The following is a 15,027-nucleotide window of genomic DNA, read 5'->3' on the forward strand; positions in this document are numbered from 1 at the left end:
AAGAGACGTCCGACTCGGTCAGCCAGCTTCGCGCTCGGCTGCCGAAGGCCACGGCGGCAGGGGCGGCAACCCGAGAGCCGTGCGTACGGGTCCGAACGACCGACGGTGAGCTGCGCATGCACCAAGCCTGGCAAGAGCTTCGTAGTGGGCCGGCACGGGGTAGCCCTTGTGATCCGCGAAGCCGTAGCCGGGGTGACGAATGTCGAGTGTCCGCATGACCGTGTCGCGCTCGACCTTTGCCAGGATCGAGGCAGCAGCGATGCTGGCGGACTTGGTATCGCCCTTGATGATGGCCTGCTGGGGGAGGTCGATTTCCTTCAACTGCTTCGCGTCGATCAGCAAGTGCTGCGGCGTCAACGCGAGTCCCTGAACCGCACGCTGCATGGCTTGGATGCCCGCCCAATAGATGTTGATCGTGTCGATCTCCGCGACCTCGACGAACGCCACACACCAGCTCTCTGCCTTCTCCTTGATCTCCTTGGCGAGTTCCTCGCGAGCGGCAGCGTCGAGTTTCTTCGAGTCGTCGATCCCAACTATCCGCGTGCCGGGTTTCAGGATGACGGCGCCAGCGGAGACTGGCCCGGCGAGCGGGCTCATTCCAGCCTCGTCCACGCCTGCCACGGCATGAACGCCGCTCTCCCAGAGAGAGGTTTCGAAACTGAGGATCTTGCGCAGGCGCTGTCCTTCGGACCTGTTTTCGAAACGCCGTTTGTGGATCGAAGCAAGGATGGCGCGGGCTCCCGCCCGGGTGTCGGCCCGCAATATCTGCTCGACACTGACCTCCAGCGGTCTTTGCTCGACGACATAGCGCCGACGCAAGACATCGAGTGAATACTGGGACATGGAAGCTTTCGTGGAGACTACTGTGGAGAAGCATGTCGGCGAACTTTGTGGCGATTGTCTGAAGTTAAGCTACGCCGCCCAACGACTCGCAGGGCCTTGTCCAAAAGGAACCAGCCCGGCCTTCACCTGAGATGGATTGCAGCCACCGATCTCAGAACGGAACTAACCGGTGTCCTCAACCCTTTAGGAGGAGTGGAGCCTCGATCCCAGGGTGCTTCCGACGGACAGGCCCATGCTCCGAGAGACCGGCAACGAAGAACAGGTTCTGGACCGCACCACCGAAGTGGCGGCCACCATCGCGGAAGAAGGGCTTCGGTATGTCAGCGACTCCGCGCCGGGCTACACCCGCAAGCGGACCGGAACCACTTTCAGCTATTACGACAAGGACGGAAAGCGCATCACCGATGCCGCCGTCATCCGGCGCATAAAATCAATCGGCATCCCGCCGGCCTACGAATCCGTGTGGATCTGCCCCTCGGCCAACGGCCACATCCAGGCGACCGGGCTCGATGCGCGGGGCCGCAAGCAGTATCGCTATCACCCGAAGTGGCGGGAACTTCGTGACCAGAACAAGTACGAGCACATCATCCAGTTTGCGGCCGCGCTGCCGGCGCTCCGCGCCCGGGTCGAAGCCGACATGAAGCTGGACGGACTACCTCGCGAGAAGGTGCTGGCCACGATCGTCAGTCTTCTGGAGAAGACGCTGATCCGGGTCGGCAACGCCGAGTATGCCGAGAAGAACAAATCCTACGGGCTCACCACCATGCGGCGAAAGCACGTCGCCGTGGGCCGCGGCGTCCTTCGGTTCGACTTCACGGGCAAGTCGGGCAAACAGTGGAAGCTTCGCGTCGAGGACAAACGAATAGCCGCGATCGTGAAGCGCTGCGCGGAGATCCCGGGACACGAGCTCTTCAAGTACCTCGACGACGACGGACAGCCGCGCACCGTCGATTCCGGGGACGTCAACGCCTACATCAAGGACATCACGGGCGAGGACTTCAGCGCCAAGGATTTCCGGACATGGGCCGGGACGGTTCTTGCGGCGTTCGCCCTCGCCGAATTCAAGAAGTACGATAGCCAGGCCGAGGCGAAGCGCAACGTGGTCGCCGCGATTGAGAACGTCTCGAAGCAGCTCGGCAACACACCGGCCGTCTGCCGGAAGTGCTATGTGCACCCAGAAGTCTTGGACGCCTACATGTCAGGTGATCTCGTGAAGATGATCGAAGCCAAGATCGCGCAGAAGTTCAAGCGCCAGTACGCCAAGCTCACTTCTGACGAGATCATGGTGCTGGCATTTCTGCGCAAGCGTCTCGATTCTCTGAAGACTCCCGCCTAGTCCCGCGATCAGTTTTTAGAACGGCGATCTCCGCGATCGGTTGCAAACCGGCCTCAACGGCACGCGCTCTCGTCGGCAGAAACGAGCCCTCGCCTTCGAAATCGGGGTGCTGGGCGTGGTCCGGGCGAACGGGACGGTCGCGGCTGGCCATAGCCACCGGGTCGGCTTCCGTCTCATCCCGTCCCTTGCCGGCTCTGTAGAATGCCCCGTGCATAAATCGGCGGCCCGATAGCCGAGTCGAAGCGCGTTCGGTAGGTCGGAGCGGTATGGCCGCAAACAAGTTAACGGCGGTACCTTTTCCGCTGGGAGGCAAGCGACGGTCCGGGACTATCAAGCCGCCCAGCTGCGCTGGCGGCTTTTTTTCGGCTCGACCGTGTCTCAGGAGGCGTTCGCCTTTGCTCGTTCACGGGCCTCACGGCGACGCTCCCGGCGCTCGCGACGCGGCTTGGCACGATCGGCGGGCTGCCGCAGCGGAGGAACGCTCTCCGGGAAGAACGGACTGGGACTCTCAACCGCGGGCAGAGCCGTCTCGACCGCCGCTGGGCGGGCCTCCATGACCTCGAGCACCGCACGCCCTTTGGCGGTGATCTTCCATCCTCCGCTTAGACGTTCGACCAGTCCTTGTGACCAGATGTCGAGGCCGGGCGCCCTGGCCGCGAGCCGCCTGGTCCGGTCCGCCCAGTCGCGACCACTGGTCGCCAGGATAGCCATGTCACGCTTGAGGTCCTCCATCACGGCAAACCCGTCCGAATATGCCGCCAAGATCTTCAAAACAGTGACCTGGAAGTTCACGCCCGCCCCGCCCGATCAGCGCCACATGGTGGGCGCGTGTGAGAGGGCCTTGCGGCCGACCTGCCTGAGGTCCTCGGGCGAGAGCTCGCCCCTGGTGGCGGCCTCTAGGATCTTCGATGCCACATGCGTACGCGCCCCGATCTCGCGGTTCGGAAGACCCTCGCATACTTCGTCGAAGACCGCGCGCAAAAGCGCGGTGGTTGCCATGTCGAACATGAATGCCCCCAGTCAGGGAAAGTCGTATCTTAGCCGAGTTTTCCCGGTCTGGGGATTCAGGCATGTTAATCGGGGGCCTGGGATCTGAGGCGACGGCGCCAGGGCATGCCAATGCAGGACGGCCAACACGTCCTCTTCCATACTTATTGCAGACATCACGCCGGCTGCACAGTGACCCCGAGCGGCCCCGTTGAAATCGTAGAACTAAAACGCATCTCATCGATCTCGCCGTAGGGCCGCCTCAGTTAGATTTGAGCTAGATCAAAGTTCCCAAGCGCCCCGGGGCGGACCATCAGGTCATGACCGCCCCCGACAAGCAGACTGACGGCAAGGAAACCAGGCCCCAATCTTCGGGAGTTGATCAAGCAGCTACTCCGCAAGATGAATTAAGGCCGCCTCGGTTGGCGGCCTCTTTCATTTCAACCCAAGTTGACTTCCGCTGGCCCCCGAGCCGAACAACGGTTCTGCGAGACGAGCACCGCGTGTCCGTAAAGGTTGTAACGGCGGATAAAAAACCGGATCACGTTCCGTCCTGCTGGTTTCTCTATGGATTGTGTCAACCCTGCAGCCGCAAGTTTTCATGAGTGTGGAGGAAATGTCGGGGGATGCGCACGTTGATGAGGCGGCGGGGCTTAGGATGGAGAAACAGCCATGCGATACCTATCTGTGGCATTGCTTGTCGCACTTCCAGTCCTATCGATACCTGCTGCCGGCCAGCAGCAGGGCGCGACGTCTCAACCCGGTGTCGATCAAAACGTGCAAACTGAAGCCGATAAGGGCATCAAAACCCGCAATTCGGGAGAGTCCGGGTACGTTGGCAACCAGGACCGGCCTGGCGCGGCTTCTCATGCACCGGGAGAGACAAGCAATGCGGTCGGGACAACAACCGGTAGCAGTACGTCCGGCAATCAATCAAACATGAATAGTTCGCAGGCCGACTACGACCTTTCCTTGAAGGATGGCTCTGCGCCAAAGAAATAGCAGCTTGCGACGACCGCCTGGGAAGAGGAGATCGCGCCGCGATCTGCCAGCGGCACAAGGAGTGAAACCCGCGAGAACGCTAAGCGGGTTTCTTTGTTTGCGCAGGCATTGCCGATTTAGGAGAGGTCGGCTCTTGGCCCTCAACAGACTTCCGCGGTGGCAGGTCGACCGCGGCTCTTTGACCCGAAGCCGACATAGGCTGTGACAAAGGCAAGCCACGTTTCAACCCGTAGGAACGACCGCCGTCCGGGAAGATTGAGGGGGTGGTCTGTCCTCGCCCAGCGCGGCGGTGTGACATGCGAAGTGCCGAGCGGCCTGTGGATGGTCCCGCCGCGCTGCGGCGTCTGGATTCCCGGCGGTATGCCCCACAGCAATCGCGTGAGCGGCAACGCCAGCCTGCTGTTTCTCTATGTGGATATGGATGCGAGCGTGCCGCAGGAATGCTGCACGCTGTCGATCTCACCGCTGTTGCACGAGCTGATCCATCGGATGGCGACGCTGCCCCGCTCTACGATCCCGACGGCCCGACCGCGCAGATCGCCGCGGTGCTCCTCAACGAGTTGATCGCCATGCCGACCGAACGCCTGCATCTTCCGATCACGCGGAGCTCGAAACTGCGTATGATCGCCGATGCCTTGATGGACAATCCGGCCGACCGCCGGACCGTGGCGGAGTGGGCGCAAGCCGTCGCGCTCGGCGAGCGGACGCTGATGCGCATTGTGCTCGCCGAGACCGGCATAACCTTCAGTCGCTGGCGTCAGCAGCTTCAGATCATCGTCGCCATCCAGAAATTGTCTGCTGGCGACACGGTTCAGTCCGTGTCCGGGGCGCTCGGCTACGAGTCGGTGAGGGCGTTCATCACCATGTTCAAGAAGGCGCTTGGCAAGTCGCCGGCGCGCTACTTCTCCGAGCGCGAGGCCGGCCAGACTGGGCCGGGGGAAATCTGTCGCGAGACGAACTGCAAGCTTCGCCGGATGCCTGAGGTGCGGGACGCGCTCAATGGACTTTCGCAACGCAGATGGCTGGAGTTAGAGCGCTTCGTTTCGGACGATCTCGATGCCGAAGCCTGACAGTCCCTTGAAGTGATGCGTCGACGACGTGAGGTGACGGATGGAGCTGATCTTGAGATCCCGCAGGATCTGGGCGCCGACGCCGATCTCGCGCCATTGCCGATTGCGGTCGTCTTCGCGCGAACCGATCGGGCCTAGCGGCGCAGGCGGAACGCCCGCCGCGCCGTCGCGCAGATAGACGAGCACGCCGCTGCCATTATCCTTGAAGCGTTGCAGAATGACGTTCATCTTGGCCTGTTCCTGACCCGAGAACAAATCGCGCAAGATGTTTGGTTTGTAGAAGCGCGTGAGGACGTTGGTGCCGTCGCCCAGTTCTCCGTAGATATAGGCGACGTGATGAATGTGGTCGAACGGCGAGCGATACGAATAGCCCTGGAGCGGGCCGATCGGGCTCTCCGCCGTGACGCTCGAGACGCGCTCGATCAGTGTCTCGCGGGCCTGCCGGAAGCTGATGAGGTCAGCGATGGTGACCTGTTTCAGCTTGTGCTTGTCGGCGAACGCCGCGACTTGCGGACCCTTCATCACCGAGCCATCGTCGTTCATCAGTTCGCTGATGACACCGACCGGCTCGAGACCTGCCAGTCTGCACAGGTCGACGGCGGCCTCGGTGTGACCCGAGCGCATGAGTACGCCCCCCTCCTTTGCGATCAGAGGGAAGACGTGTCCCGGCCGGCAAAAATCGCCGGCGCCAGCGTTGGGGTTGGCGAGTGCACGGCAGCACGAGGCCCGCTCTTCGGCCGAGATGCCCGTTCCTTTATCCGGCCGGTAGTCCACCGACACGGTGAACGCCGTCGTGTGAGCCGAGTCGTTGTTGAGAACCATCGGGTCAAGCCGCAGGCGTCTCGCGCCTTCGAGGGTAATCGGAGCGCAGACGATTCCCGATGTATGGCGGATGATGAAGGCCATCTTCTCAGCCGTACACCGCGAGGCGGCGGCGACGAGGTCGCCTTCGCCCTCGCGATCGTCGTCGTCGGTGACCACGACGATTTCGCCGTCGGCGAACGTCTGCAGGGCCGCTTCGATTGATGCCATCATCTCGGTCGCTCTGCTCGTTGGAGCCCACGTGTGCTCGCGTTGGGTCGTGTGCGGATTGTCAGGCTACCGCTCGAGCACACTGCCGATCTTGACTTCACCATTATTGCCAGCTGGCCGGAGCCCATGGCGGGGCGCCTCATAGTCTTTCCACGTTGTAGCTGGGACAATTGGTGTCGAGCCCGATCGGCGCGTCGGACAGCAAAGGACCAGCTGCGTCGTATCGGTGCCTTGGGGAGCGCTCCAGAGGGCGCGAGGGGTTGGCGCAAGCCTTCACGGTGACCGGCCGATTGGTGTCGATCGGCAGCACCGTCTTGTGCGAAATGCGCTTGAGGGCCAGATTTGATCGAATGCTGCTGACGCCGGGGATACGGGATAGTTTGTTGACGATGAGGTCTTCGAGATCTTCGATGTCGGCCGCCATGACGCGGAGCATGTAGTCGCTCTCACCGGTCATCAGATAGCATTCCATCACCTGGGCCAGCCGGTCGATGGATCGAGTGAAACTCTCGAGTGACGTCTGGATCTGCTTTTCCAACTTGATCTGGATGAAAGCCGTCACACCAATGCCAAGTACGGCGGGATCGAGAAGGGCGATCCGTCGATCGATCACGCCGAGTTTTTCGAGTGTTCTGACGCGAGCCAGACACGGCGACGGCGAGAGATTGACGCGTGATGCGAGCTCGACATTGGTCAAGCTCGCGTTCTGCTGGAGCTCGTTGAGGATCTTGATATCTATTCTGTCGAGAGAGGTTGTCGACATCAGGTGTCTCCCAAATCTGGCAGTCTTCTTGCTGCGCTTATCACCATCGTTTGCGGGATGATGACAATCGCGTGGTAAAGGCTAACCGCAATTGCGCTTGCGGGATTTCGACAAATCGCCGACTTGTATCGAAAAACCGTCAACCTTCGGATTGTGCATTGCGATCAGAGTGTTAGTTGCCTAATTTCGATACCTTGTTTGCACATGCGATAAGCAGGCCGATGTTGATCCAACGGATCGATCACGAGGTAACGGCCGGCGCTTCATGGAGTGGCTCCCCCTAGCACTTGACGGGATGTGCAGCAGAGCTTCGGTGTCGAGCGTGTAACTCTGCGGCCCTGTTTCGTACGACCGCCTGTTGCCGCGCGTGGCCGTGGTCGCACGTCGCTGATCACACCGCCGGCGTTGCGCGAGACAGGTTCGGCAGGAACGACAGTTCACCCTCGACAACTAGAAAATGGCAAAGATCGGCCGGATGCAGAGCTGGATCAAGCGACCCGACAAGTCGTTACAGCATAAAATGCTGATGAAGCTTCTGCGACACGCGTTGTTCAAGCAGTAATGCTGAGAGGCTCGGGCGAGTATCCACCCACGATCGCACTTGGGTAGCGACGGTTTGGATTGTCGAGCGTGAAACTGAAGCAAGTCTATCTGACAGCGAACGATCCTGGATGCCTAGCCGAGTTCTACGAAGGCTTGGGTCTGAAGGTGCGCTTCGCTGATCCCGGCAAGTGGATTCAGTTCGTGAGCGATCCGGCTGCGTTCTGCGTCGCCGGCCCGACGGAGTCCGCGGCGGAACAGCTCAAGGATGCCGTTCTCGTCTTCGATGTCGACAACCTCGATGCCGCCATGGCGCGTGCCGCAGCCATGGGTGCGCAAGTCGGCGCGGTTCGGGACATGGCCAGTCACGGCCGTACGGTGAAGGTGCGGGATCCGGGCGGCAACGTCATCCAGTTCTACCAAGCTGCCGGATAGCTCGGACGTTCACCGCGGCAGCGGTGCATGCCCGGACTCACAACCAGACAAATAGGGCGCATCCATCCCATGAATCCAAGAGTCGTAGCCAAGTCGTCCGCAACACCGCCGCTGTCCGAACCGAGCCCACTCGATGCCGCAGCATTCCGCGCTGCGATGCGCCACGTGCCGGGCACCGTGTCGATCGTCACGACAGGCCGGGCGCCGAACCGCCATGGTCTGACACTGACGGCGGGCTGCTCGCTGTCGGCGGCTCCGCCCAGCGTGCTGATTTGCGTCAATCGATCTGCCGGTGCGCACGAGACCATTCTCAGCAGTGGGTCGTTCTGCTGGAATATTCTGGGGGTCGAGCATCGCGATCTGGCGCGCAAGTTTTCCGGACAGGACGGTAGCAAGGGCGATATCCGCTTCGGTGACGGTTTGTGGTGCGATCTCAAAACCGGAGCACCAAGCCTGGTCGGCGCGGTCTGCAGCTTCGATTGCCGCGTGGTGAATGCTTACAGCGACAGTAGTCACACCATTTTCACCGGAGAGGTTGTGGCTCAGACGACGAGAGCCGGATGTGAGTCGCTCGTCTACATCGACGGATGTTTCGCCGCGCCAAAGGCGGTTTGAACACAGGACGACTTCCGACGCCGCTACGTTTCCGCTACAGCCAAGATGGTACCGATCAGCATGCAAGGAAGACGAAGACTTTCCATCGCGCATCCATCAGCGGTCGGTCGCTGATGCTGTCGCTCTGGCTCAATGTAATCGCCGGCGGGGTGCTCGTCGGGCTGGTCTACGGGCTCGTCGCGCTCGGTCTCACGATCATCTTCGGCGTCATGCGCGTGGTCAATTTCGCTCATGGCGAGATGGTCGTGTTCGGGATCTACATCGGATACTGGACCGTTCGAATCTGGGACGTCCCGATCGTTTTAGCCGCCGCGATCGCTGCGGTCGTCATGTTCGTGTTCGGCTATCTGCTGGAGACGCTCGTCGTAAAGCGGTTCGTCAATCGGCCGCATCACTATCAGTTCATCGTCTTCATCGGCCTCTCGCTGCTTTTCAGCGGCGTATTGCTGATGTCGTTCGGTCCGGATCCGCGGCCGACGGCGTCTCAGCTGTCCTTCCAGACCGTGAGCGTGGGACCGCTCACCTTGGATTGGGCCCGCATCCAGGCGGCCGCTACGGCCGGACTGCTGATCGCCGCACTGGGAGCCTATCTGAAGTACTCCGCATTCGGCCGATCGCTGCGGGGCGCCGCCAATAATCGACTGGGCGGACTGGTGGTCGGGCTGAATATCCCTCGGATCTATGCGGTGACCTTTGGCATCGGAACCGCCTGCGCTGGCGTCGCCGGCGCATTGATCTCGCCGCTGTTCGATGCGCAGCCCTATCTCGCCGTCGACTTCACGCTGCTGGCCTTCGTGACGGTGATCGTCGGCGGTCTCGGCAGCTTCGGCGGCGCTCTTCTGGGCGGTCTGACGATCGGGGTCGCCGAAGCGATCGCGGCCTTGATGTTCACGCCGTCGATGAAAACAGCACTCCCTTACGCGCTCCTGATCATCATCCTGATTTTCCGTCCGAGGGGGTTTTTCGGTGCAAAGGACATCTGATCAAGCCAGCGACAGCAAGCGTTGGGGCGCCGGCGCTCTGGTCTTCGGGGCCCTGGCCGTGGTGGGTGGCATTTCCAACGCCTACGTCATCTCGGTTCTGACGATCGTCCTGTTGTTCACCTTCATGGGACAATCGTGGAACCTGATGCTCGGGATCGGCGGGCAGCTATCCATCGGTCACGCGCTATTCGTTGGAATCGGTGCGTATGCGGTGGCGATCCTGAACATCAAGTACGGCGTCACCCCGTGGATCGGTCTGCTGCTGGGCGCGGTGATTGCGGGCTTCGTCGGCGCGGTGCTGGCGTGGCTGAGCTTCCGCTTCGAGGTCCGTGGCATCTATTTCGCGCTGCTCACGATCGCAGCCGCCGAATTCGCCCGGATCATGTTCGGCGGGTGGGACTATGTCGGCGGCATGCAGGGCCTGTTCTACCAGGCGCCGAGCGGCGCGATGGACCTCGGGATGCTCCGCGGTGACGCGCGGTTCTACTACTTCGTCGCGCTCGCGCTTGCGGCCATCGGCGTCGCGGGAACGGAGCTGATCTCGCGGTCCTATTGGGGCTACGTCTGGCGGGCGATGCGGGATGACGACGAGGCCGCCCGCGCGCTGGGGGTGCGGACGTTTCGCCACAAGGTGCTGGTGGTCTCGATATCGGCCGCGACGGCCGCGATCGGCGGCGGCGTGCTGGGCCTCGTGCAGGGCGCGATCTTTCCGGATTCGATCATGGGCATGGCGATCTCGGTCGACGTACTGATCGGCCCCGTGGTCGGCGGATTGGGCACTGCGTTCGGCCCGCTGGTCGGCTCGATGGCCGCGATCCCGCTGCATCACGCCATGGGGGCTCTCGGCGACAGCCTGGGGCTCCCCGGACTGAACAGCGTCGCCTACGGGGCGGTGCTGATCCTGGTCGTGTGGCTTCTGCCCGACGGCATCTGGCCGGCGATCGTCCGGCTCTACGGGGCGATCCAGCTGCCGGCGGGCGGCCGGATCTCACAACTGCGGAAGGTCGAGGAATGACCGCGCTGCTCGAAGTGAAGAACCTGACCAAAGCGTTCGTTGGATTGGTCGCGGTCAATGACGTCAGCTTCTCACTGCAGGCAGGCCGCATCACCGCCCTAATCGGGCCGAACGGCGCTGGCAAGACCACCTGCTTCAATCTCGTCGCCGGGGCGCTGAGACCGACCGCCGGGCAGGTGCTGTTCGAGGGGCGTTCGCTCGAGCGCGAGCCGCCCGAAGCGGTGTGCCGCATGGGCATTGCGCGCACCTTCCAAATCGTCCGGCCGATGAAAGATATGTCGGTGCTCGAGAATGCCATGGTGGGCGCCTTCAGCTGGACGACCAACATCAAGGAGGCGCGGGACAAGGCGTACGGGTCGCTCGAACATGTCGGGCTCGCCGGCAAGGCGAATGCCCGGACGGATCAGTTGACGTTGCCCGATCGCAAGATGCTGGAGATGGCGAAGGCGCTCTCGACCCGCCCCAAGCTGCTGCTGCTCGACGAAGTGATGGCGGGGCTGCGTCCGACCGAAGCGGCCGGCGTCGTCGACGTGCTGCACAGGCTCGCCGAGGGCGGACTGACGATCCTGCTGGTCGAGCACGTGATGCGGATCGTAATGGAGGTGGCGTCGACCGTTGTGGTGCTCCACCACGGCGCCAAGATCGCCGAGGGCAAGCCGTCAGAGGTGGTGGCGGATCCTGCGGTGCTGGAAAGTTATCTGGGAGCCGGCTTCCATGCCTGACGACGCGCTTCTCGCCATCGACGACCTGTGCGTGGCCTATGACGGCTCCAATGCGCTGAACGGCGTGTCGCTCCGCATCGGCAAGGGTGAACTGATCTGCGTGGTCGGCGCCAACGGCGCCGGCAAGACCTCTCTGATCCGATCAATCGCCGGGATCGTGCCGTCGTCGCGCGGTTCCGTCAGGATCAACGGAGCCGAAATCTCGCGACGACCGCCGTGGGACATCTGCGAAATGGGCATCGCTCAGGTCCCCGAGGGCCGCCAGATCTTCGGTGCGCTCTCTGTCGAGGACAATCTGCTGATCGGAGGCTCGCTGAAGCGGGCCAGGCACGACCGGGCAAACACGCTTGATTCCGTCTATCAGCTGTTCGGGCGACTTCGCGAGCGCCGCGACCAGCTCGCCGGCACGCTGTCCGGCGGCGAGCAACAGATGCTCGCGATCGGCCGGGCGATCATGTCGAAGCCAGAAATCGTGATGTTCGACGAGCCGTCGATCGGGCTGTCGCCGGCGCTGACCGACGTGATGTTCGGCGTCGTCAAATCCCTCAACGAGCAGGGCATCACGGTCCTTCTCGTCGAGCAGAATGTCGCCAAGTCGCTCGCGCTGAGCAGCCGCGGCTATGTGCTCGAGAACGGCTCCGTGGTGTTGCACGGATCGAGCCGCGATCTGCTCGAGAACCCCGATGTCCAGCGCGCCTATCTGGGATTGTGAGGCGCGCCGACTCGGCGAGGCGTCGGGCGTTGCGGCTCTCGTCGCGCCGCCGTTTGGTCCACCACTCCCCGGCTGTTGCAGCCGCCTCTTGCTTGGGTCTCACTTATGAACGCTGCCACTTCTCTCCTGATCGAGCGTGATCAAGACCTGGTCACGATCACGATGAACCGGCCGCCGGCCAATGCGCTGAATGCGCAACTCATCGTCGAGTTGCTGGAGGCGATCCGGCGCCTCGCCGACGAAGAGACTCCCCCCGGCATCGTGCTCACCGGAAGCGGCGACCGCTTCTTCAGCGCAGGCGGCGACATCAAGGAAGTCGTCGGGATTGAAGTCGCGAGGCCGCGCATCCGGTCCTTCCACGAACTCCTCGTGGCGATGGAGAACTATCCGGGCCCGATCGTCTGCGCCGTCCGCGGCTATGCGGTCGGAGGCGCCCTGGAGTTTCTGCTGCATGCGGACTACGTCGTGGCCGATGCGGCGTGCAAGATCGGATTTCCGGAAATCAACCACGGCCTGCTGCCGGTGACCAAAGGCATGCGCCGTGCCGTCGAGAAGCTCGGCGTGCGGGCGGCACAAGAGCTGCTGTATTGGGGCGAGCTCGTCGGCGCGGAGCGCGCCGTGGCGATCGGCGCCGTGAACGAGATCGTCGCGACCGAGGAGGTCGCGTCCCGTGCGCGAGACGTGTGCGGCGCGTTGCGGCAGAAAGACCGCAAGCTGTTCCACGCCATCAAACGATCGCTCAACCTCACCGTGCAAATGAGCGATCAAGCGCTCCAAGAAATGACCGTAGCCGACCTCGACGCCTATGTCACAGCCGAGAGCTCGACCAACGCGCGTGCGAGGTTTTTGTCAAAGAATAGGAAGGGCTGAGCCGATGGCGCGCGGATATCCCGATCAGATCTATCTGGAGCAGATGAGCCACGAGGAAGTCGCCGCGGCGCTGACGGACGGGTGTACGACGGTGGTGATTCCGCTGGGGGCCGTCGAGCAGCATGGACCGCATTTGTCTTTGGGCATGGATGCGGATCATGCCGATGCTCTGGCCGAGCGGATCGCGCGCAGCCGCGGCGACACGCTGGTCGCGCCGACCATCACGGTCGGCTGCTCTTCTCACCATCTGCCATTCCCGGGTACGATCTCGCTACGGCCGGAGACGCTGGAGGCAGTTTGTGTCGATTATTGCACGAGCCTGGCGCGGCACGGCTTCAAGCGCATCCTGATTCACTCGGGCCACATCGGCAACTTTCCGGTCCTGAAGGACATGCTCGGTCGCTTGCGCGCGGCCGTCCCCTCGGATGTTGCGATCCTGGCGTTCTTCGACTGGACGAAATGGATCGACACGTGGCGCGATGCGGTGCGTGAAGCCGGAGGAGACGTGTCGGCCGTCGGCGGCCACGCCGATATCGCCGAGACATCGCTGATGATGGTCATTCGGCCTGACAGCGTCAGACCGGACCGCTTCGAGGTGGGCCATCTTGGCGGCTTGTCGGAGGCGGATCTCGAGCTGATGTGGAAGAACGGCATCCGGTCGGTTTCGCATAACGGCGTGATCGGAAGTCCGTTCGGCTCGAGCCACAACATCGGCGAAGCGTGCCTCGCGGCGGTCGCCGAGTTGCTGATCAAGACCTTCGATAGCGAGGCCGGAGTCGCCGGCGCCCGCCGTTGACGGTCAGCCCGCCCGCTGCGCGGCGAAGCTTCCTGCGGCGTCTGCCATGTTGCGAATACTGACAGCATAAAATTCGGAAAGCTTTACTACGCAACGCGGCTTTCGGGCGAAAATGTCGCCCCGCCTATGAAACCTTGTGCCATCTCGAAAGCTAAAAGGATTGAGACATGGCACTTACGTTTGGGTTCTGGTCTGAACAGGAAACCCAGGTCGGCCACAGTTACTCGCGCAGGCTTCACGAACTGGTCGACGAAGTCCGTCTGGCCGAGAAGGTCGGCTTCGACTGCGTCGCGCTCTCCGAGCAGCACGTGGCACTGGGCGGGATCTCGAGCTCGGCGCCCGAAGTGGTGTTCGGCTATCTGGCTGCGGTGACGTCGCGCGTCAAACTGCGCGCGGCGGTGACGCTGATGCCGCAGCGCATCAACCACGCCTTGCGTTCGGCCGAGCGGCTTGCGGTGACCGACATCCTGTCCAACGGCCGCATGGAATTCTATGGCGGCCGCGCCAACACCACCATCGCGATGCGGGCGTTCAACGTCGATCCGAACGAAACGCTGGCGCAGATGGAAGAAGGACTGGCGCTGCTGAAAACGGCGATGCGCCAGGACATTTTCACGTTTGACGGCAAGTACTACCAGATCCCTCCGCGCCAGCTGGTTCCGAAGCCGCTGCAGAAGCCGCATCCGGTGATCGGGATCGCGGCGACCAGCGAGCGCAGTCACGTCTGGGCCGCCTCGCAGGGCTTCGCCGTGATGAGCAGCAACATCTACCAGGGCTGGGACGCTCAGCAGAAGCTGATCGACGCCTATCAAAAGAACTGGAAGCGCGACGAGGAGGGACCGCTGCAGCGTCCGCGTATCGGCGTTCCGCTGTTCATCGGCATCGGGAAGACCGACGAGCAGGCCAAGGCGGATTATGCCGGCCCGCTGATGCACTATGCCAAGATCTCGACCGATGCCTATCCGCGTCTCGCGGCGATTGCCGACGACTACAAATACATGGGAGAGAGCGTGCCCTCGATGCAGCGTGCCGCCAACGACTGGGACTATCTGGTCAACGAGTCGGCCACGACGGTGTGCGGCAGCCCCGATACGGTCATTCGTCAGATCGAGAAGTTCGAGGCCATGGGGATCGACGAGGTGCTGCTGCACATGGACTCCGTCCCGCACGAAAAGATCATGGAGGCGATCGACATGGTCGGTCGCTACGTCATCCCGCATTTCAACGACAGAAACAACGTCGTGCGGCCGACCGAGGAGATCCTCGGGCAGATCCGGCTGATGCGGACCCAGAACCAGTAATCCAA

At 62.4% G+C, this 15,027-nt stretch carries 17 protein-coding genes; 12 read left to right on the forward strand and 5 right to left on the reverse strand.

The features are described from left to right. Window positions 1-18: 18 nt before the first annotated feature. Window positions 19-843: a ribonuclease HII gene (locus tag IVB26_RS41540; protein ID WP_247973633.1), complete on the reverse strand. Its 825-nt coding sequence runs from the start codon at window positions 841-843 to the stop codon at window positions 19-21. A gap of 232 nt (window positions 844-1,075) precedes the next feature. On the opposite strand from IVB26_RS41540, the gene IVB26_RS41545 reads away from it, so the two are divergent. After that, entirely contained in the window at window positions 1,076-2,179 is a 1,104-nt protein-coding gene (locus IVB26_RS41545; protein WP_247973634.1) for a DNA topoisomerase IB, read from the forward strand. Between the two features lie 378 nt (window positions 2,180-2,557). Here IVB26_RS41545 and IVB26_RS41550 read toward each other — a convergent pair whose 3' ends face one another. Next, window positions 2,558-2,971: a hypothetical protein gene (locus IVB26_RS41550; protein WP_247973635.1), complete on the reverse strand. Its 414-nt coding sequence runs from the start codon at window positions 2,969-2,971 to the stop codon at window positions 2,558-2,560. A gap of 15 nt (window positions 2,972-2,986) precedes the next feature. Further along, on the reverse strand, window positions 2,987-3,187 hold the full coding sequence (locus IVB26_RS41555; RefSeq protein WP_247973636.1) for a hypothetical protein: 201 nt from the start codon (window positions 3,185-3,187) through the stop codon (window positions 2,987-2,989). 651 nt (window positions 3,188-3,838) lie between these two features. Here IVB26_RS41555 and IVB26_RS41560 point away from each other — a divergent pair. Further along, on the forward strand, window positions 3,839-4,168 hold the full coding sequence (locus IVB26_RS41560; protein ID WP_247973637.1) for a hypothetical protein: 330 nt from the start codon (window positions 3,839-3,841) through the stop codon (window positions 4,166-4,168). Window positions 4,169-4,608: 440 nt separating this feature from the next. Further along, window positions 4,609-5,238, forward strand: a complete 630-nt coding sequence (locus IVB26_RS41565; RefSeq protein WP_247973638.1) for a helix-turn-helix domain-containing protein — start codon at window positions 4,609-4,611, stop codon at window positions 5,236-5,238. Here the strand turns inward: IVB26_RS41565 and ribB are convergent. Both ribB and IVB26_RS41575 read right to left on the reverse strand, forming a co-directional pair. Continuing rightward, complete coding sequence (gene ribB, locus IVB26_RS41570) at window positions 5,197-6,273, reverse strand: 3,4-dihydroxy-2-butanone-4-phosphate synthase (protein WP_247973639.1); 1,077 nt, start codon at window positions 6,271-6,273, stop codon at window positions 5,197-5,199. The genes IVB26_RS41565 and ribB overlap by 42 nt on opposite strands. 136 nt (window positions 6,274-6,409) lie before the next feature. Continuing rightward, on the reverse strand, window positions 6,410-7,033 hold the full coding sequence (locus IVB26_RS41575; RefSeq protein ID WP_247973640.1) for an Lrp/AsnC family transcriptional regulator: 624 nt from the start codon (window positions 7,031-7,033) through the stop codon (window positions 6,410-6,412). Window positions 7,034-7,663: 630 nt separating this feature from the next. Between IVB26_RS41575 and IVB26_RS41580 the strand changes: the two genes are divergently transcribed. From IVB26_RS41580 to IVB26_RS41620, 9 genes are all read left to right on the forward strand, one after another. Further along, window positions 7,664-8,008, forward strand: coding sequence for a VOC family protein (locus IVB26_RS41580; RefSeq protein WP_247973641.1), 345 nt, complete (start codon window positions 7,664-7,666; stop codon window positions 8,006-8,008). 177 nt (window positions 8,009-8,185) lie between these two features. Next, the gene (locus tag IVB26_RS41585) at window positions 8,186-8,623 is read left to right on the forward strand and encodes a flavin reductase family protein (RefSeq protein WP_247973642.1); all 438 of its coding nucleotides are present in this window, start codon (window positions 8,186-8,188) and stop codon (window positions 8,621-8,623) included. Window positions 8,624-8,736: 113 nt separating this feature from the next. Then, window positions 8,737-9,606: a branched-chain amino acid ABC transporter permease gene (locus tag IVB26_RS41590; RefSeq protein ID WP_247973643.1), complete on the forward strand. Its 870-nt coding sequence runs from the start codon at window positions 8,737-8,739 to the stop codon at window positions 9,604-9,606. After that, complete coding sequence (locus IVB26_RS41595; protein ID WP_247973644.1) at window positions 9,590-10,621, forward strand: branched-chain amino acid ABC transporter permease; 1,032 nt, start codon at window positions 9,590-9,592, stop codon at window positions 10,619-10,621. Before IVB26_RS41590 ends, IVB26_RS41595 begins: the two co-directional genes overlap by 17 nt. Next, window positions 10,618-11,343 carry an ABC transporter ATP-binding protein gene (locus tag IVB26_RS41600; protein ID WP_247973645.1) on the forward strand — a complete coding sequence of 242 codons (726 nt, stop codon included), beginning with the start codon at window positions 10,618-10,620 and terminating at the stop codon, window positions 11,341-11,343. The genes IVB26_RS41595 and IVB26_RS41600 overlap by 4 nt, the downstream gene beginning before the upstream one ends. Further along, window positions 11,336-12,055 (forward strand): ABC transporter ATP-binding protein, encoded by a 720-nt coding sequence (locus tag IVB26_RS41605; RefSeq protein ID WP_247973646.1) that lies wholly within the window; start codon window positions 11,336-11,338, stop codon window positions 12,053-12,055. The genes IVB26_RS41600 and IVB26_RS41605 overlap by 8 nt, the downstream gene beginning before the upstream one ends. 105 nt (window positions 12,056-12,160) lie before the next feature. Then, window positions 12,161-12,925 carry an enoyl-CoA hydratase/isomerase family protein gene (locus IVB26_RS41610; protein ID WP_247973647.1) on the forward strand — a complete coding sequence of 255 codons (765 nt, stop codon included), beginning with the start codon at window positions 12,161-12,163 and terminating at the stop codon, window positions 12,923-12,925. Window positions 12,926-12,929: 4 nt separating this feature from the next. Continuing rightward, window positions 12,930-13,721, forward strand: coding sequence for a creatininase family protein (locus IVB26_RS41615; RefSeq protein WP_247973648.1), 792 nt, complete (start codon window positions 12,930-12,932; stop codon window positions 13,719-13,721). Between the two features lie 167 nt (window positions 13,722-13,888). Further along, the gene (locus IVB26_RS41620) at window positions 13,889-15,022 is read left to right on the forward strand and encodes an LLM class flavin-dependent oxidoreductase (protein ID WP_247973649.1); all 1,134 of its coding nucleotides are present in this window, start codon (window positions 13,889-13,891) and stop codon (window positions 15,020-15,022) included. Window positions 15,023-15,027 lie beyond the last annotated feature (5 nt).

Source organism: Bradyrhizobium sp. 195, assembly GCF_023101665.1.
Classification (GTDB): Bacteria; Pseudomonadota; Alphaproteobacteria; order Rhizobiales; family Xanthobacteraceae; genus Bradyrhizobium.